Origin of the sequence: Ensifer adhaerens, from assembly GCF_028993555.1 — a bacterium.
Lineage (GTDB): Bacteria > Pseudomonadota > Alphaproteobacteria > Rhizobiales > Rhizobiaceae > Ensifer > Ensifer adhaerens_I.
The window spans coordinates 2,773,705-2,791,698 of sequence record NZ_CP118610.1 but is presented as its reverse complement, the minus strand read 5'-3'; the positions used below and the strand labels follow the sequence as shown (position 1 = coordinate 2,791,698).

General features: G+C 62.5%; 14 protein-coding genes. 8 read left to right on the top strand and 6 right to left on the bottom strand.

What is annotated here, in order from left to right:
- The first annotated feature begins 108 nt into the window (after positions 1 to 108).
- Entirely contained in the window at positions 109 to 2,469 is a 2,361-nt protein-coding gene (locus PWG15_RS13650; RefSeq protein WP_275020614.1) for a bifunctional diguanylate cyclase/phosphodiesterase, read from the top strand.
- A gap of 91 nt (positions 2,470 to 2,560) precedes the next feature.
- Here the strand turns inward: PWG15_RS13650 and iolG are convergent, their stop codons facing one another.
- Positions 2,561 to 3,553: an inositol 2-dehydrogenase gene (gene iolG, locus PWG15_RS13645; protein WP_275020613.1), complete on the bottom strand. Its 993-nt coding sequence runs from the start codon at positions 3,551 to 3,553 to the stop codon at positions 2,561 to 2,563.
- Positions 3,554 to 3,889: 336 nt separating this feature from the next.
- Between iolG and PWG15_RS13640 the strand changes: the two genes are divergently transcribed.
- Complete coding sequence (locus PWG15_RS13640; RefSeq protein WP_275020611.1) at positions 3,890 to 4,144, top strand: hypothetical protein; 255 nt, start codon at positions 3,890 to 3,892, stop codon at positions 4,142 to 4,144.
- Between the two features lie 3 nt (positions 4,145 to 4,147).
- On the opposite strand, the gene PWG15_RS13635 is transcribed toward PWG15_RS13640, so the two are convergent.
- Positions 4,148 to 4,597 carry a hypothetical protein gene (locus tag PWG15_RS13635; protein WP_275020609.1) on the bottom strand — a complete coding sequence of 150 codons (450 nt, stop codon included), beginning with the start codon at positions 4,595 to 4,597 and terminating at the stop codon, positions 4,148 to 4,150.
- Between the two features lie 98 nt (positions 4,598 to 4,695).
- Complete coding sequence (locus PWG15_RS13630; protein WP_275020607.1) at positions 4,696 to 5,676, bottom strand: LysR family transcriptional regulator; 981 nt, start codon at positions 5,674 to 5,676, stop codon at positions 4,696 to 4,698.
- Between the two features lie 277 nt (positions 5,677 to 5,953).
- On the opposite strand from PWG15_RS13630, the gene chvE reads away from it, so the two are divergent.
- The 6 genes from chvE to araD all read left to right on the top strand — a co-directional run bounded on the left by chvE (position 5,954) and on the right by araD (position 14,319).
- Positions 5,954 to 7,021, top strand: a complete 1,068-nt coding sequence (gene chvE, locus PWG15_RS13625; protein ID WP_077960110.1) for a multiple monosaccharide ABC transporter substrate-binding protein — start codon at positions 5,954 to 5,956, stop codon at positions 7,019 to 7,021.
- Between the two features lie 99 nt (positions 7,022 to 7,120).
- Positions 7,121 to 8,656: a multiple monosaccharide ABC transporter ATP-binding protein gene (mmsA, locus tag PWG15_RS13620; protein WP_065773433.1), complete on the top strand. Its 1,536-nt coding sequence runs from the start codon at positions 7,121 to 7,123 to the stop codon at positions 8,654 to 8,656.
- Entirely contained in the window at positions 8,656 to 9,864 is a 1,209-nt protein-coding gene (gene mmsB, locus PWG15_RS13615; protein WP_275020600.1) for a multiple monosaccharide ABC transporter permease, read from the top strand. The genes mmsA and mmsB overlap by 1 nt, the downstream gene beginning before the upstream one ends.
- Before the next feature lie 168 nt (positions 9,865 to 10,032).
- A complete protein-coding gene (gene araD1 / locus PWG15_RS13610; RefSeq protein WP_275020598.1) occupies positions 10,033 to 11,028 on the top strand; it encodes an AraD1 family protein in 996 nt (331 codons plus the stop codon).
- A gap of 58 nt (positions 11,029 to 11,086) precedes the next feature.
- Positions 11,087 to 12,520 carry an aldehyde dehydrogenase family protein gene (locus PWG15_RS13605; protein WP_275020596.1) on the top strand — a complete coding sequence of 478 codons (1,434 nt, stop codon included), beginning with the start codon at positions 11,087 to 11,089 and terminating at the stop codon, positions 12,518 to 12,520.
- Between the two features lie 53 nt (positions 12,521 to 12,573).
- Positions 12,574 to 14,319: an L-arabinonate dehydratase gene (gene araD, locus PWG15_RS13600; protein ID WP_275020594.1), complete on the top strand. Its 1,746-nt coding sequence runs from the start codon at positions 12,574 to 12,576 to the stop codon at positions 14,317 to 14,319.
- A 435-nt stretch (positions 14,320 to 14,754) separates the two neighbouring features.
- Here the strand turns inward: araD and PWG15_RS13595 are convergent, their stop codons facing one another.
- The 3 genes from PWG15_RS13595 to PWG15_RS13585 are packed head-to-tail and all read right to left on the bottom strand — an operon-like array spanning position 14,755 to position 17,931.
- Positions 14,755 to 15,579: a transglutaminase family protein gene (locus tag PWG15_RS13595; protein WP_275020592.1), complete on the bottom strand. Its 825-nt coding sequence runs from the start codon at positions 15,577 to 15,579 to the stop codon at positions 14,755 to 14,757.
- A 15-nt stretch (positions 15,580 to 15,594) separates the two neighbouring features.
- Positions 15,595 to 16,533: an alpha-E domain-containing protein gene (locus tag PWG15_RS13590; RefSeq protein ID WP_275020591.1), complete on the bottom strand. Its 939-nt coding sequence runs from the start codon at positions 16,531 to 16,533 to the stop codon at positions 15,595 to 15,597.
- A 3-nt stretch (positions 16,534 to 16,536) separates the two neighbouring features.
- Positions 16,537 to 17,931: a circularly permuted type 2 ATP-grasp protein gene (locus PWG15_RS13585; RefSeq protein WP_275024424.1), complete on the bottom strand. Its 1,395-nt coding sequence runs from the start codon at positions 17,929 to 17,931 to the stop codon at positions 16,537 to 16,539.
- Positions 17,932 to 17,994: the final 63 nt, after the last annotated feature.

The following is a 17,994-nucleotide window of genomic DNA, read 5'->3' as shown; positions in this document are numbered from 1 at the left end:
CAGCCGCAACCATTTTTGGGGTTGTGCCGAGGGCGAACATCCAAGCCAGTACAATTTACAGTTATTTAGCGACTCCTTGTCAATGTGACCGTGACGCGGGAGACGCTTATGTTTTCAGTGATTGCTTGCATACGCGACGGCCATGATTGGCGCCTTATCATGGCCGCCGCGATCGTCTGCCTGGCAGGCAGCGTTGCAACGATGTTGCTGCTGCTGCGCGCCCAGCGAAGCGAAGGCGGCCAGCGTAGCCTCTGGGTCGCCGCTAGTGGTCTTGCCTGCGGCGTCGGCGTCTGGTCGACGCATTTCATAGCGATGCTGGCCTATGATGGCGGCGTGCCGGTTGCTTACGGCCTCTGGGGCACGGCCCTCTCGGTGATCGTCGCCATCGCCGCCTCCTGGATCGCCTTCGCAATCGGCCTCGGCGGTGGTTCGCGTCTTTCGATGTCCTGCGGCGGCTTCGTGCTGGGCGCTGGCGTCGCGGCAATGCACTTTGCCGGGATGCAGGCGATCGAGATCCACGGGCACATTGCCTACGATCCGCGGGCGACGCTCTTGGCCGTTGTCGCCGGAACGTTGCTGGCGGGCACTGCGCTTCATGCCTTTCATGCACTGCGCAGCATGCGGCGGCTGGTCGTCTCCTCGCTGCTGCTGGTGCTGGGGATCTGCGCCATGCACTTCACGTCGATGAGCGGCGTGACGCTGGTGCCGGAGGCGGATGTGGCCGTTGCCGATACCATTCATCCCGCCTGGCTCGCCGGCGGCGTCATCGCCGCCTCCACGACATTGATCGTGCTCGCCTTCGGAGCTCTCTTCGTCGACCGGCACCTGACCGATCTCAGAGGGCTCGCCAACGCCTCGCTCGAAGGCATGGCGATCATTTTCGACGGAGTCATCGTCGAAGCCAACGAGCGTTTCACCGGCCTCACCGGCCGGACGTTCTCCAATCTGTCCGGGCGCCTCCCGTCGGAGATCTTCGTCTTCGGCGAGGAAGGGCTTGAGGGACACAGGCGTGGCGATGGTCCCGGCGAGATCGACCTTCTGAATGCCGATGGCCGTACCATTCCGGTCGAATTCATGTGCAGGATGATCGAGTATCGCGGGCGGGAATGCGAAGTGATCTTCGTGCGCGACTTGAGGGCGCGGAAGGAAGCCGAGCGCACGATCGAGCATCTGGCCCATCATGATGCGCTGACCGACCTGCCGAACCGCGCCTTCTTTGATCGCAGGCTGGCCCAGACGCTGGCGGCGGCCTCAGCGCGGGGGGAGGAACTGGCGATCCTTTGCCTCGACCTCGACCGCTTCAAGGCGGTCAACGATATCTTCGGCCATGGCGAGGGCGACCGCATCCTGAAGAAGGTTGCCGATATCCTGCGCGAGGCGGCCGGGGAACAGGACACGATTGCCAGACTTGGCGGTGACGAGTTCGCAATCATCCAGGTGAGCGGCAAGCGGCCGGAGGCTGCGCGGCAATTGACGGACCGCATCCTGGCGCTGTTTGCCGCGGAAATGGATACCAACCGCGATCCGACCGCCGTCGGCGTCAGCATCGGTGCTGCGCTCTATCCGGTCGACGGGCAGACGGCAGATCAGTTGCGCAACAACGCCGACACGGCGCTCTACCGCGCCAAACAGAGCGGCAAGGGCATCGCATGCTTCTTCGACCGGGAGATGGATGAAGCGGTTCGCACCCGCCGGCAGATCGAAAACGACCTGCGCCATGCGGTGCTCCGTCGCCAGTTCTTTCTCGAGTACCAGCCGCTGGTCGAAGTCCAGAGCGACAGGATCATCGGCTACGAGGCGCTTCTGCGCTGGAGCCATCCGCAGCGCGGGCTCATCGGCCCTGACGTGTTCATCCCGATCGCGGAGGAAAGCGGCTCGATCATCCAGATAGGCGAGTGGGTTCTGGAACACGCCTGCGCGGAAGCCGCAAAATGGAACGAACCTCTGCCGATCTCCGTCAATATCTCGCCGGTCCAGTTCCTTCTGCCCAATCTCTTCGACCAAGTCGCGAGCATATTGCGCCGGACCGGCCTTGATCCCTGGCGGCTGGAGCTCGAAATTACCGAGGCGGCGTTGATGCACAATCGCGAGGATGTGCTGGCGGTGCTGGTTCGGCTGCGGGTGCTCGGCGTCAGGATCGTCATGGACGACTTCGGCACCGGGCATTCCTCATTGAGCAACCTGCAGACCTTCCCTTTCGACAAGCTGAAGATCGATTGCAGCTTCACCGCTGCCCTCGAAAAGGATCCCTCCGCACAGGCGATCGTCCGCGCGATCATCGCGCTCGGCCACAGCCTCAAGCTCGCAGTCGTGACCGAAGGCGTGGAAACCGAACGGCAACGGCAGATCCTGGCAGAGGAGGGCTGTCTGCAGATCCAGGGTTATCTCTCCGGCCGGCCGGGTGCTGCCCCCAGCACTGGTCGGGAGGCGCTGCGATGGGAGAAGACGCCGGTGCGCGCCGAGGGCTGAGGCACCTGCGCGGTTTGCCAGATAGGTGACATGAAAAAGGCCGAGCGTCTGGCGCCCGGCCTTTTCATTTTATGCTTCGCTGGCAGCAGCCTCAGGCGACGCTGATCTGACGCTTCTCGACAACCGACTTCACGGCGGCATCGGCGAGTGCCAGGGCGGCGAGGCCATCCTTGCCCGAAGGCGTGATTTCCGCGCCCTTTTCGATCGCGGCGATGAAGCTCTCGATCTCGTTGGCATAGGCTTCGGTGTAGCGGGTCATGAAGAAATCATGCAGCGGCGGACGGGTGTAGCCTTCACCGTTGGCGATCTCGATCGACACCGGACGCTGGTTTTCGGCAGAGGCGACGCCCTTCGAGCCGTGAACTTCGATGCGCTGGTCGTAGCCGTAGGTGGCGCGGCGGGAATTCGAGATGATTGCCTGCTTGCCCGACGCCGTCTGCAGGATGACCGACACGCTGTCATAGTCACCGGCTTCGCCGATCGCCTTGTCGACGAGAACGGCTGCAGTTGCCGTCACCGACACCGGCTCTTCACCGAGCAGGAAACGCGCCATGTCGAAGTCGTGGATGGTCATGTCGCGGAAGATACCGCCCGAACGCTTGATGTAGTCGACCGGCGGGGCGCCCGGATCGCGCGAGATGATCGTTACCATTTCGACATCGCCGATCTTGCCGGCATCGATGGCCTTCTTGACGGCCATGAAATGTGGATCGAAGCGACGGTTGAAGCCCACCATCAGCTTGGCCTTGGTCTCGCCCACCACCTTCAGGCAGGCCTTGACGCGTTCGGCATCGAGATCGACGGGCTTTTCGCAGAAGATCGCCTTGCCGGCGCGTGCGAAGCGCTCGATCAGGTCGGCGTGGGTGTCGGTCGGCGTGCAGATGACGACGGCGTCGATATCCTTGGCGGCTTCGATCGCCTCGATGGTGCGCACGTCGCAGCCATACTGCTTGGCGATGGCTTCGGCGGCGGCAGGGAAGGCGTCGGCAACGGCGACGAGCACGGCGTCCGGATTGCCGCTGACGGCTTTCGCGTGAACCTTGCCGATGCGCCCGGCGCCCAGAAGACCAAATCTGACTGTCATCTCTGTTTCTCTCGAATTCCGGTTCGCGACCGGGAAGGGGCGTGATGATCGGCGCTCATCGCGCAAAGGCGCCGCGGACACTGTTTCCGCGAATCGGTCGGAGAATTGCCACGAAAAATCGCGCGTTGGAACGCTGCGCCGGCGCCTCTCCCTTGGTACCTCCGCACCCGCCTGGCCTTTCCAATCATTTGGAACGAAGTAGCCGAGGTGGACTATTTCGGAATTTTTATTCCATTTTTGTTGTGTCCGTCAAGGGCCCCGAGGGCCGCTGGACTTGCTGTCTCTAACGATTATCCCGTAAATGGAGCGCACAGGATAAGGCCACCAGAGGACAGAATGCTCAAGTTCATCGACCCGGACCACCCCTTTTACCGCCCGCTATGGGTGCGCCTGCTGATCGTGGCCTTCTGCGCCGTCTGGACGGTGGTCGAATTCCTGGGCGAACAGGCGATGTGGGGCATGATCTTCCTGGCGATGACGGCCTATGCCTCGGCAGCACTGCTGGTCTTCTACAAGCCGAGCGAAAAGAGCGAGGAAAAAGCCGCGGACGAAGAACAGGGCAAGAGCGACGGGGGGGGCGCCGCGGGCTGACGATCACGGCGCCGGGTTGATTGCGCGTACCTGCTGCGAGGCTTCGTCGATCAGCATGTTGGCGAGCTTCATGCGCACGGTCGCATTTGTGCGGAAGGCGGGCGGCAGGCGATCCGGATGATTGAGGGCGGCGAAGGCACGCCGTTTTGCCGCGAGCGTCACCTGTGTTTCGCCGTCGGCAAGCGCCAGTTCTTCTGCCACGTCTGCAAGGCCGGTGCGATTGAGATAGTCGGGCATGGCCAGCGGAGGCGGCGGCTCGACGAAAGCCGCATCGAGATAGGCACGCTCGACCGCGCCGAAGGAGGCCGCGCCGACGTTTTCGGCTGCAAGGGCGCCTGCAAACACCGGCGCGTACGGCGTCGTGACACGCGCCGCTTCGGCCGGATCCGGCTCGTATTCCTCTTCCGTCTTCAGCCGTTCGAGCACCGACTGAAACACCGACATTCCGAACATGACGCCTCCAATGGGAGCGGAACCATGACAGGCGGAGATTATCCCGGGCTGATCATTTCGATCATGCCGGGCTGATCATCCTGATCATGCCGGGCTGATCACGCGCGGCCCTGCTTCAGGATCAGGTCATAGAGTAGCTTGGCGCTCGGCGGCAGCGCGCGACCTTCAGCGGTGATCAGTCCGTAAGGTTTGATGCGGATGGGGATTTCGGTCTTCAGGATGCGGATTTCGCCGGCCGGTGTGCCGTTGCCGGCAATCAGGTTGGCGACGTCGAGCGCTACCGGCGCGATGGCATTGGTGTGGCGCACGATCGACAGCGTCAGAATGATCGACGAGGTGTTGATGACGGTCGCCGGCAATCTCACGCCGGCTGCTACGAAACTATCCTCGACCGCGCGCCTGAGCAGGGTGCCAGGTGGCTGGAACACCCAGTCATAGGAGGGCAGGTCCTCGGCGACGACCATGGGCTTGTCGAGCAGCGGGTGGCCATCGCGCACGATCAGGCAGACCTCCTCGTAGCCGATCTCCACCATGTTGAAGAGCCGCGGCGGCTGATCGTCGGGGATGCGCCCGATGATGAAATCGTGGCGCGCGGCGAGCAGTTCCCTTGCCAGCACATTGCTGTTTTCGATCTGGACGTTGATTTCGATGCCGGGATAGGCGGTGATCACCTGGCGAATGGCGGGGACGGCGAGATTGAGCGCCGGGCCGGTGACGGAACCCAGAGAGACCGAGCCGCCGCTGCCGGTCTTCAACTCGTTGATCTCGCGCGAGGCTTCCCGGAGCTCCAGAAAAATCGTACGCGCCCGACGTGCCAGGGCTTCGCCGTAGGGCGTCAGCTCGACGCCCCGGGCAATGCGTTCGCAGACCGGCGCCTTCAGCATCGTCTCGATTTCAGACAGCATGCGCGAGGCTGCCGGCTGCGAAATTCCGAGGGCTTCCGCGGCAGCGCTGATGCGCCTGTGGTCGTCGATCGCGAGAATCAGCCTGAGGTGGCTGATCTTCAAGCCGGAGCGGAAGAGTGCTGAATCGAAGAGTTCGCCGGCCGTTCCGGTGGCGCTCGCTTTCAGATCGCGCATCTCCAATGCCCTCTGGTTTCAAAGATTTTCAAAAATCACACTGTTTGCAAGTGCTATATCATTTTTGGTATGCATTCAAAGCGATATTGTATTTGACAGTTATATGTTTTGATTCCAGTTTTTGCTCATGTGCCAGCGCGTGTGGGAGCATGCGAGGCGGGGAGGATCGTCCTTCACCTTGATCCGCGGCCCGGAGATCAAGATCTCGGGCGGCGGATTGCTGCGCATAGACGGGAAGGCATAGCCTGCCGGCTTCAACCTATTTGGGAGAGAACTGATGAAATTGATGACTTCGCTTCTCGCAGCCGCCGCGATCTCCATCGCGTCGTTCGCTGCGCCGGTGTTTGCGCAGGACAAAGGCACGGTCGGCATTTCGATGCCGACGAAGACGTCGACCCGCTGGATTTCCGACGGCGAGACGATGGAGAAGCTGTTCAAGGAAGCCGGCTACACCCCGGACCTGCAGTTCGCCGACGATGACATTCCGAACCAGCTTGCCCAGATCGAGAACATGGTGACCAAGGGTGCCAAGGTTCTCGTCATCGGCGCCATTGACGGCACGACGCTCTCCGACATCCTGCAGAAGGCCCACGACGCAGGCGTCAAGGTTATCGCCTATGACCGCCTGATCCGTGACTCGGGCAACGTCGACTACTACGCCACCTTCGACAATTTCCAGGTCGGCGTGCAGCAGGCGACGTCGCTGGTGCAGGGCCTCAAGCTCGACGGCGCCACCGAGCCCAAGAACATCGAGCTCTTCGGTGGCTCGCCGGACGACAACAACGCCTTCTTCTTCTACGACGGCGCGATGTCGGTCCTGCAGCCGCTGATCGACAGCGGCAAGATCGTCGTCAAGTCCGGCCAGAAGGGCATGGACCAGGTCGGTACGCTGCGTTGGGACGGTGCCGTTGCCCAGGCCCGCATGGAAAACCTACTGTCGTCGAACTACACCGACGCCAAGGTCGATGGCGTACTGTCGCCCTATGACGGTCTCTCGATCGGTATCATCTCGGCTCTGAAGGGCGTCGGCTACGGCTCGGGCGACATGGCTATGCCGGTTGTCACCGGCCAGGACGCCGAACTGCCGTCGGTCAAGTCGATCCTTGCCGGCGAACAGTATTCGTCGATCTTCAAGGACACGCGCGAACTCGCCAAGGTCACCGTTGGCATGGTCAATGCGATCATGGAAGGCAAGGAGCCGGAAGTGAACGACACCAAGACCTATGAAAACGGCGTCAAGGTCGTTCCGTCCTACCTCCTGAAGCCGGTTGCCGTCGACAAGTCCAACGTCAAGGACGTGCTCGTAAGCTCGGGCTACTACACCGAAGACCAGATCAACAACTGATCTTTTTGAGCGCGAGAGGGCCCGTGCTGACGTGCGGGCCCTTTTATCCAGATGACGGAGCCGGTACTCTCTTGAAGACTGCCGCTGGAATGACTGAACATGGACAATATCATTCTTGAAATGCGGGGCATCACCAAGACGTTTCCGGGCGTCAAGGCGCTGGACAATGTCAGCTTCAAGGTCCGCGAGGGCGAGATCCACGCGCTTGTCGGCGAAAATGGTGCTGGCAAGTCGACGCTGATGAAGGTGTTGAGCGGCGTCTATCCCGCCGGCACCTATGAGGGCGAGATTCATTACGGCGGCGAAGCCCGCCGCTTCTCGACCATCTCCGACAGCGAAGACCTCGGCATCATCATCATCCACCAGGAACTGGCGCTGGTGCCGCTGCTGTCGATCGCCGAGAACATCTTTCTCGGCAACGAGATCGCCAGCAACGGCGTGATCCATTGGCCGCAGACCTTTGCCCGCACGCAGGAACTCCTGAAGAAGGTGGGCTTGAGCGAAAGCCCGGCGACGCTGATCACCGATATCGGCGTCGGCAAGCAACAGCTGGTCGAGATCGCCAAGGCGCTGTCGAAGAAGGTGCGGCTCTTGATCCTCGACGAGCCGACCGCCTCGCTCAACGAGACGGACTCCGACGCGCTCTTGAAGCTCTTGATGGAATTCCGCACCCAGGGCATGACCTCGATCATCATCTCGCACAAGCTGAACGAGATCCGCAAAGTCGCCGACCAGATCACCATCCTGCGCGACGGCGGCACGGTCGAGACGCTCGACTGTCACAGCGAGGACATCGGCGAGGACCGGATCATCAAGGGCATGGTCGGCCGGGCCATGGAAGACCGCTATCCGCCGCGCGAGCCCAAGATCGGCGAGACGCTCTTGGAAGTGAAGAACTGGAACGTCTTCCACCAGCAGCATCGCGACCGGCAGTTCCTGCACGACGTCAATTTCACCGTGCGCGCCGGCGAGGTCGTCGGCATCGCCGGATTGATGGGGGCAGGGCGCACGGAAACGGCGATGAGCCTCTTCGGCAAATCCTGGGGCCACAAGATTACCGGCGAGGTGAAGATGCGCGGCAAGCCGGTCGACGTCAGCACCATTCCGCGCGCGATCGATGCCGGCCTGGCTTACGTGACCGAGGACCGCAAGCAGCTCGGCCTCGTGCTGATCAACAACATCAAAGAGAACACGACGCTTTCCAATCTGAAGGCGGTTGCGTCGAGCGGCGTCATCGACGACCGCAAGGAAGCGAAGGTTGCCTCCGACTATCGCTCAAAGCTGCGCATCCGTTCGCACTCGATCTATCAGGAAACAGTCAACCTGTCGGGCGGCAACCAGCAGAAGGTCGTGCTGTCCAAATGGCTGTTCACTAATCCGGAAGTTCTCATCCTCGACGAGCCGACGCGCGGCATCGACATCGGCGCGAAATATGAGATCTACACCATCATCAACCAGCTTGCCGCCGAGGGTAAAGGCATTCTGATGATATCATCGGAAATGCCGGAGCTGCTTGGAACCTGCGATCGCATCTACGTCATGAACGAGGGCCGCATCGTTGCGGAGCTCTCGAAGGCGGAAGCAAGCCAGGAATCCATCATGCGTGCCATCATGCGTTCAGGGGAGAAACACTAATGGTCGCCGATACGAGCACCCAAAACAACAAGCCCTCGATCGGGGACTATCTCAAGAACAACATCCGCGAATACGGCCTGCTTGTCGCACTCGTGGTGATCATGCTGTTCTTCCAGTTCGTCACCAACGGCGTCTTGTTCAAGCCGGTCAACATCACCAACCTGGTGCTGCAGAACTCGTTCATCGTCATCATGGCGCTCGGCATGCTGCTGATCATCGTCGCCGGCCATATCGACCTGTCGGTCGGCTCGATCGTCGCCTTCATCGGCGCGATCTCGGCGATCATGCTGGTGAAATGGGGCCTGCCGGCCATCATCGTCATTCCCGCCTGTCTGATCGTCGGCGGCATCATGGGGGCGGCGCAGGGTTACTGGGTCGCCTACCAGAAGATCCCGTCCTTCATCGTGACGCTTGCCGGCATGCTGGTCTTCCGCGGTCTCACCTATGTGGTGCTCGGCGGCCGCCCGATCGGCCCGTTCCCGAAGGAGTTCCAGCTTCTTTCCACGGGCTTCGTTCCGGACTTCCTCTATTTCCTCAACCCGGCGCCTGAGACCATCCAGAACATGGTGGCCCTCGTGGCGGTCATCGCGCTCGTCGGCTACGCGATCTATGCGGGCCTTCGCGACCGCAAGATCAACGAGCAGCACGGCACCGAGAACGAGCCCTTCATCTTCTTCGCGGTGCAGATGGCGGTGATTGCCGCCGTGGCGCTGTTCATCGGCTTCCAGCTTGCGACCTATCGCGGCCTGCCGAACGTCTTGATCGCGATGGCAGTGCTGATTGCGCTCTACACCTTCGTCACCACGCGCTCGACCATTGGCCGCCGCATCTACGCGATGGGCGGCAACGTCAAGGCGACCAAGCTTTCGGGCATCAACACCGAACGGCTCACCTTCTACACCTTCGTCAACATGGGTGTGCTGGCGGCCCTTGCCGGCATGATCATCACCGCCCGCCTCAACTCGGCAACGCCGAAGGCCGGCGTCGGCTTCGAGCTCGACGTGATCGCGGCCTGCTTCATCGGCGGCGCTTCGGCGTCGGGTGGCGTCGGCAAGATCATCGGTGCTGTCATCGGCGCCTTCATCATGGGCGTGATGAATAACGGCATGTCGATCATGGGTATCGGCATCGACTACCAGCAGCTGATCAAGGGCCTCGTGCTGCTCGCTGCCGTGTTCTTCGATGTCTACAACAAGAACAAGGGTTGAGCGGAAAGCCATAAGACCCGACGCGAACCAGTAACATTCACCGGCAGCCGTGGCTGTCAGGATCGGCGGCTCCGACCGCCGGAATTGGGTGGCGAGAGCCACCCACGGGGACGCTTTTGCCTTGAAAAGGCGGATATCGCGACCCAAGACGATAGGAAGGATAGCATCGTGCTGATTTCGCAGATCAGGAACGAAGATGGATCGATCGTGGTTGCGGTGCGTGCACCGGGTGAAACCGCGCATGTGGTGAAGGGCGCTGCCAGCGTCTACGCGCTGGCGTCGGAAGCGGCCAATGCCGGGCGCAGCCTGAAGGAGACGATCGAGGCCAAGGGTCTCGGTGCCGCCGTCGACCTCGACAAGGCCTATGCGGAGGGACGCTTCCTGCCGCCGATCACCCATCCGGACCCGGCGCACCTGCATCTGACCGGCACGGGGCTCACACACTTGGGCTCGGCTGCTACCCGCGACGCCATGCACAAGAAGACCAGCGAGGCGGCCGAGGAAACCCTGACGGACTCGATGAAAATGTTCCGCATGGGCCTTGAGGGCGGCAAGCCGAAAACCGGCGAAACCGGCGTGCAGCCGGAGTGGTTCTACAAGGGTAACGGCACTTCTGCGGTAACGCCGGGGTCCGCGCTCGTTTCGCCCGCCTTTGCCGAGGACGGTGGCGAGGAGCCGGAAATGGCCGGCATCTATGTGATTTCCGACAAGGGCGTGCCGTTCCGCATCGGCTTTGCCGTTGCCAACGAATTCTCCGACCACAAGACCGAGCGGGTCAACTATCTCTGGCTCGCACACTCGAAGCTGCGGCAGGCAAGCTTCGGTCCGGAAATCCGCATCGGCGTCGCGCCGGAGGATATCCGCGGCATGTCGCGCATTCTACGCGGCGGCAAGGTGCTGTGGGAAAAGCCGTTCCTGTCGGGTGAAGCCAACATGTCGCACAGCTTCGCCAATCTCGAGCATCACCATTTCAAATACGGCCTGTTCCGGCAGCCAGGCGACGTGCACGTCCACATGTTCGGCACGGCGACGCTGTCCTTCGGCGACGGCATCCGCACCGAGGAAGGCGACGTGTTCGAGATCGAAGCTACGGGCTTCGGCCTGCCACTGCGCAACGCGCTCGCGATCGCCGCCGACGAACCGGTCACCGTCCACCAGCTCTGACCGCATCCATGGTCCGCGACATGCGGCGTCGCGCTGATATCAAGGAGGCCTCAAGGCCATGACATTGCACCAGAACCTGATTGCCGGCGAATGGGTCGGAGGCGACGGGGTTGCCAACATCAACCCGTCCAACACCAACGACGTGGTTGGCGAATATGCCCGTGCGTCTGCCGACGATGCGCGGGCGGCGATCGCCGCTGCTAAGGCGGCGTTTCCGGCCTGGTCGCGCTCCGGCATCCTCGAGCGCCACGCGATCCTCAGAAAGACCGCCGACGAGATCCTCGCCCGCAAGGACGAGCTCGGGAAGTTGCTGTCGCGCGAGGAAGGCAAGACGCTTATCGAGGGGATTGGCGAGACCGTGCGCGCCAGCCAGATCTTCGACTTCTTCGCCGGCGAGTGCCTGCGGTTGGCCGGCGAAGTGCTGCCGTCGGCGCGTCCAAACATTGGCGTCGAGATCACCCGCGAGCCGGTCGGCGTCGTCGGCATCATCACGCCCTGGAATTTCCCGATCGCCATTCCCGCCTGGAAGATCGCGCCGGCCCTTTGCTACGGCAACACCGTCGTCTTCAAGCCGGCCGAGCTGGTGCCCGGCAGCTCCTGGGCGATCGTCGACATTCTCCACCGCGCCGGCCTGCCGAAGGGTGTGTTGAACCTCGTCATGGGCAAGGGCTCGGTCGTCGGCCAGGCGATGCTCGACAGCCCGGATGTGCACGCGATTACCTTCACCGGCTCGACCGGCACCGGCAAACGCGTCGCGATGGCATCCGTCGAGCATAACCGCAAGTACCAGCTGGAGATGGGCGGCAAGAACCCCTTCGTCGTGCTCGATGACGCCGACCTCAATGTTGCGGTCGAAGCGGCGGTCAACTCCGCCTTCTTCTCCACCGGCCAGCGCTGCACCGCATCCTCGCGCATCATCGTCACCGAGGGCATTCATGACCGCTTCGTTGCCGCGATGGGTGAGCGGATCAAGGGGCTCGTCGTCGACGATGCCTTGAAGGCCGGCACGCAGATCGGCCCGGTGGTCGATGAGAGCCAGCTCAACCAGGACACCGATTACATCGCCATCGGCCGCCAGGAAGGCGCGAAGCTCGCCTTTGGCGGTGAGCTGCTGAAGCGCGACACGCCCGGCTTCTACCTGCAGCCGGCGCTGTTTACCGAAGCGACCAATCAGATGCGCATTTCCCGCGAGGAGATTTTCGGGCCGGTCGCCGCCGTCATCCGCGTCAGGGACTATGATGAGGCACTCAGCGTTGCCAACGACACGCCCTTCGGCCTCTCCTCCGGCATCGCCACGACCAGCCTCAAGCACGCAACTCATTTCAAGCGCAATGCCGAAGCCGGCATGGTGATGGTCAACCTGCCGACGGCGGGCGTCGATTTCCACGTGCCCTTCGGCGGTCGCAAGGGCTCGTCCCACGGCTCGCGCGAGCAGGGGCGCTACGCCGCCGAGTTCTACACCACCGTCAAGACGGCCTACACGCTCGCTTAGCGGGCGCCGTCACAGGCCCGCGTGAGTGCGCGGGCCGCACAAGGAAGAAAGAGATGAAGAAGAAAGCTGAATGGCCGCGCAAGCTGCGGTCGCAGGATTGGTTTGGCGGCACTGGCAAGAATGCCATCATGCATCGCTCCTGGATGAAGAACCAGGGCCTGCCCGCCGACACCTTCGATGGTCGGCCGATCATCGGCATCTGTAACACCTGGTCGGAGTTGACGCCCTGCAATGCGCATCTGCGCGACCTTGCCGAGCGCGTAAAGCGCGGCGTCTACGAGGCCGGCGGCTTCCCGGTCGAGTTTCCGGTGTTCTCGGTCGGCGAAAGCACGCTGCGCCCGACGGCGATGATGTTCCGCAACCTCGCTGCGATGGATGTCGAAGAGGCGATCCGCGGCAATCCGGTCGATGGCGTCGTCCTGCTCGGTGGCTGCGACAAGACCACGCCAAGCCTGTTGATGGGCGCAGCGAGCGTCGACATTCCGGTCATTCTCGTCTCCGGCGGCCCGATGCTGAACGGCAAGTGGCGCGGCAAGGACGTCGGCTCCGGCACGGCGATCTGGCAGTTCTCGGAAATGGTGAAGTCCGGCGAGATGTCGCTGGCGGAATTCATGGATGCTGAGCAGGGCATGGCTCGGTCGGCCGGCAGTTGCATGACCATGGGCACGGCCTCGACCATGGCCTCAATGGCTGAAGCACTGGGCATGACCTTGCCGGGCAATGCGGCCATTCCTGCCGTCGACGCGCGTCGCCGGGTGATCTCCCAGCTCTCCGGTCGCCGCATCGTCGACATGGTCAAGGAAGACCTGAAGCCTTCGGATATCCTGACGAAAGAGGCTTTCGAGAATGCCATCCGCGTCAACGGCGCTGTCGGTGGCTCGACCAATGCCGTGCTACATCTGCTCGCGCTTGCCGGCCGCGTCGGCGTCGACTTGAGCCTCGACGACTGGGATCGCCTCGGCCGCGACGTGCCGACGATCGTCAACCTGCAGCCGTCGGGCAAGTACCTTATGGAGGAGTTCTACTACGCCGGCGGCCTGCCGGTCGTGATCAAGGCCGTGGGCGAGATGGGTCTCCTGCACAAGGATGCCGTGACCGTTACCGGCGACACGATCTGGAACGACGTCAAGGATGTCGTCAACTACAACGACGACGTCATCGTGCCGCGCGACAAGGCGCTGACGAAGTCGGGCGGCATCGCGGTGCTGCGAGGCAACCTGGCGCCGAAGGGCTGCGTGCTGAAGCCTTCCGCCGCTTCGCCACATCTGATGCAGCACAAGGGCCGCGCTGTGGTGTTCGAGAGCATCGAGGACTATCACGCCCGCATCAATCGTGACGATCTCGACATCGACGAGACCTGCGTGATGGTGCTGAAATATTGCGGGCCCAAGGGTTATCCGGGCATGGCCGAGGTCGGCAATATGGGCCTGCCGCCGAAGGTCTTGAAGAAGGGCATCACCGATATGATCCGCATCTCCGATGCGCGCATGTCCGGCACCGCCTATGGCACGGTCATCCTGCACACGGCACCGGAAGCCGCCGACGGCGGCCCGCTGGCGCTGGTGCAAAACGGCGACATGATTGCCGTCGATGTGCCGGCCCGCACGATCCATCTCGATGTTTCGGACGAGGAACTCGCCCGCCGCCGCGCCGCTTGGGTGTCGCCGGTGAAGCCGCTTTCCGGCGGTTATGCCGGTCTCTACGTCAAGAGCGTGATGCAGGCCGATACGGGTGCGGATCTCGACTTCCTCGTCGGTCCGCGCGGCGCCGAAATCCCGATGAACCGCGACAGCCACTGACCGTTCTGCCCGAGCGGTCAAAGCGGGGGCGGACCGAGCGCCGCACCCGCCAAGTGTCCTGGAAGGATGAGCCGCATCGCTTGGCGGTGCGGCTTTTCCGTGCGCTCCACCAAGTTGTTCCGAAAAGAAGCGCACGCAGAACGGGTCTTCGCATCGTATTGTCTACGCCCGGCGAAACCGTCGACGCCAGCGCGCGACAGCGCAACCAGGCGCGATCTTCCAATGTCTCCTTAGGGCCAGGGTAGTGAACGGCTGAAACTTATCAAGCGCTGTCGCGACGTCGTCGCTGGCAGCTACGACAGCGGCTTCGTGGCTCTCTGCCGCATCCTGCAGGCGAGTGCTTCCCGATAGATCGAGTCACTGTTTTCCGGTCTGACGCCGCACGCGATCGGCCGATCGGTGTCGACGGGGCGCCGGCGCCGCCCCGTCTCGGTGCTACTGGCTTTGCGTCTGACTCTGGCTTTGCTTCTGCTCGACCGTCACCGAAACTTTCAGCGTTTCCTTGGCTTCGCCATGGATCAGGCCGGAGATCGGTGCGGCGTCCCGGTAGCAGAGGCCGGAAGCAATGCGAACGTAGCGGTCATCGGGGCAGATCTTGTTGGCGGCGTCGAAGCCGACCCAGCCGAGGCCGTTCAGATGCACTTCGGCCCAGGCGTGACTCGCCGTCTGATCCGGCTGGCCTTCCATCATCAGATAGCCCGAGATGTAGCGCGCCGGCAGGTCGAGCGAGCGGGCGGCCGCGATCAGGATGTGGGCGTGGTCCTGGCAGACGCCGCTGCCGCTTTCGAGCGCATCCTCGGCCGTCGTTTCCGCATGGGTCTCGCCTGGCTCGTACTCGACTGCCTTGTGGATCGTCTCCATCAACGCATGCATGCGGGCAAGGTCGGTGTCGCCCTCGGCGGATTTCGCGAGTTCGCGGATGAGTTTCCCCGCCTTGGTCAAAGGCGTTTCGCGGGCGTAGAGCCAGAGCGGCACATAGGACTGGTGCGGCCCGAAAACGCCGGCGCGATCCTCCGTATGAACCTCGCCGGAGGCGGTGATGCGGATCGCTTCGCGGTCGCCGTCGACGCTGACGAGATGAACGCGGTTGCCGAAGTGGTCGTCGTAGCTCACCTCGATTGCGGCGCCATCGACCAGCGTCTGCCAGCCGAGAACGGTCTGGCCGGTCTGGGTCAGCGGCGTCAGCCGCAGGCGCTGCAGCGCGTATTGCACGGGTTCGTCATAGTGGTATTCGGTCGTGTGGCTGATCTTCAGGTGCATGCCATCCTCCCGAGCTCAATTGAACCGGTAACCGTCGGAGATTTCCTGTCCCAGACGGTTGTTGTGGCTGATGAAGTCTTCGAGATAATCGTGCAGTCCCTGGTCCATGATGTCCTTGATCGACTGACTGCGCAGCGATGCGAGCGTGCGGTCGGCCGTGTCGTGGGCGGCATGGCGCTCGCCATACTCCCGTTCGAGATAGCCGAGGTTGCTGGCGATCTTCTCGTAGCAATAGGCAAGAGAGCGCGGCATGCGGCCGTTCGATATCAGGAAGTCGGCGATGTTGGCGGGGCGGAGCTCGGCATCATAGACCCAGCCGTAGGCGCGGTGCGCCGAGACCGAGCGCAGGATCGATTCCCACTGCACGTTGTCCATGGACGAACCGACGGCGGCGACCGCCGGCAGGAGCACGTAATACTTGACGTCGAGGATGCGGGCGGTGTTGTCCGCCCGTTCGATGAAGGTGCCGATGCGCGAGAAGTTGAAGATCTCGTTTCGAAGCATCGTGCCGTGGAAAGCACCGCGGATCAGGCCGGCGCGGCGCTTGATCGTGTCGATGATCTCCGGCATGTCGGTCGGGCGCGCCTTCTTGGAGAGCATCGCCTTCATTTCGAGGTAGCATTCGTTGGTGGCTTCCCAGGTCTCGCGGGTCAGCGCGGTGCGCACCATGCGGGCGTTGTGGCGACCCGCCTCGATGCAGGACATCACACTCGACGGATTGGCGCGGTCGCGCAAAAGAAAGTCGATCGCGTCGATGCTCGTCAGCTTGTCGTGCACCTCGTCATAGTTTTCGCGGACACCGGCGCTTTGCAGCACGCCGTCCCAGTCGTCTTCGCTCGCTTCGCTGCGCGTTAGCGACATGCGCAGGCCGGCATCGATCAGCCGGGCACCGTTCTCCGCCCGCTCGATGTAGCGGAACATCCAGTAGAGGCCGTTTGCAGTTCTTCCCAGCATCTCTCAGTCCTCCAGCACCCAGGTGTCCTTGGTTCCGCCACCCTGGCTGGAATTCACGACGAGCGAACCGGCCTTGAGCGCCACGCGCGTCAGGCCGCCGGGGATGATCTGAACCTTGTCGGAGACCAGGACATAGGGACGAAGGTCGACGTGCCGGGGCGCTATTCCCTTGTTGACGAGGATCGGCACGGTGGAGAGGGAAAGCGTCGGCTGGGCGATGTAGTTGTTGGGGCGGCTCTTCAGCTTCTCGGCGAAGACCGCGCGCTCCTTCCGGGTCGCCGTCGGCCCAACCAGCATGCCGTAACCGCCGGATCCATGCACTTCCTTGACCACCAGCTCTTCCAGATGTTCGAGCACGTATTTCAGGCTCTGCGGCTCCGAACAGCGCCAGGTGGGCACGTTTTCGAGCAACGGCTTGCGGCCGGTGTAGAACTCGACGATCTCGGGCATGTAGGAATAGATCGCCTTGTCATCGGAAATGCCGGTGCCGGGCGCATTGGCGATGGTGATGTTGCCGGCGCGGTAGACGTCCATGATGCCGGGAATGCCAAGCGCCGAATCCGGCCGGAAGGTGAGCGGATCGAGGAAATCGTCGTCGACCCGGCGATAGAGTACGTCGATCGCCTCGTAGCCGCGGGTCGTGCGCATCTTCACCTTGCCATCGATGACGCGCAGATCCGAGCCTTCGACGAGCTCGACACCCATCATGTCGGCGAGGAAGGCGTGTTCGTAGAAGGCCGAGTTGTAGATGCCGGGCGTCAGCACCGCGACACGCGGCTTGCCGGTGCAGCCGGGAGGGGCGAGTGAGGCCAGGCTCTGGCGCAGGAGATAGGGGTAGTTCTCGACCGGGCGCACACGGTTCTGATGGAAGAGTTCCGGGAACATCTGCATCATGGTTTCCCGGTTTTCCAGCATGTAGCTGACACCGGACGGCGTGCGGGCATTGTCTTCAAGAACGTAGAACTGGTCTTCGCCTGTTCGTACGATGTCGGTACCGACGATGTGGGTGTAAACGCCGCCCGGCGGGCGGAAGCCGATCATCTGCGGCAGGAACGCCACGTTCTTCTCGATCAGTTCGCGCGGGATGCGGCCGGCGCGAATGATCTCCTGCTTGTGGTAGATGTCGTCGAGGAAGGCGTTGAGCGCGATGACCCGCTGCTCGATGCCTTGAGCGAGCTTGCGCCATTCGCGGCCGGAGATGATGCGGGGAATGAGGTCGAAGGGGATGAGCTTTTCGGATGAGTCTGCGTGTCCGTAGACCGCGAAGGTGATGCCGGTCTTCCGGAATATGTTCTCGGCTTCCTTGGATTTCGCTATGAGCCGATTTTTGTCCTGGCTGGCATACCAATCATGATAGGTCGAATATGGCTGGCGCGGACTACTGTCCGCATTCATCATTTCGTCAAATGCCAAAGGCGTGGTCCCCTTATTTTTGACCATTTGAGTACAACGCTGGTTGCA

Coding starts and splice junctions, on each gene's coding strand:
- PWG15_RS13650 (WP_275020614.1), top strand. CDS start 109: ATGTTTTCAGTGATTGCTTGCATACGCGACGGCCATGATTGGCGCCTT.
- iolG (WP_275020613.1), bottom strand. CDS start 3,553: ATGACAGTCAGATTTGGTCTTCTGGGCGCCGGGCGCATCGGCAAGGTT.
- PWG15_RS13640 (WP_275020611.1), top strand. CDS start 3,890: ATGCTCAAGTTCATCGACCCGGACCACCCCTTTTACCGCCCGCTATGG.
- PWG15_RS13635 (WP_275020609.1), bottom strand. CDS start 4,597: ATGTTCGGAATGTCGGTGTTTCAGTCGGTGCTCGAACGGCTGAAGACG.
- PWG15_RS13630 (WP_275020607.1), bottom strand. CDS start 5,676: ATGCGCGATCTGAAAGCGAGCGCCACCGGAACGGCCGGCGAACTCTTC.
- chvE (WP_077960110.1), top strand. CDS start 5,954: ATGAAATTGATGACTTCGCTTCTCGCAGCCGCCGCGATCTCCATCGCG.
- mmsA (WP_065773433.1), top strand. CDS start 7,121: ATGGACAATATCATTCTTGAAATGCGGGGCATCACCAAGACGTTTCCG.
- mmsB (WP_275020600.1), top strand. CDS start 8,656: ATGGTCGCCGATACGAGCACCCAAAACAACAAGCCCTCGATCGGGGAC.
- PWG15_RS13605 (WP_275020596.1), top strand. CDS start 11,087: ATGACATTGCACCAGAACCTGATTGCCGGCGAATGGGTCGGAGGCGAC.
- araD (WP_275020594.1), top strand. CDS start 12,574: ATGAAGAAGAAAGCTGAATGGCCGCGCAAGCTGCGGTCGCAGGATTGG.
- PWG15_RS13595 (WP_275020592.1), bottom strand. CDS start 15,579: ATGCACCTGAAGATCAGCCACACGACCGAATACCACTATGACGAACCC.
- PWG15_RS13590 (WP_275020591.1), bottom strand. CDS start 16,533: ATGCTGGGAAGAACTGCAAACGGCCTCTACTGGATGTTCCGCTACATC.
- PWG15_RS13585 (WP_275024424.1), bottom strand. CDS start 17,931: ATGATGAATGCGGACAGTAGTCCGCGCCAGCCATATTCGACCTATCAT.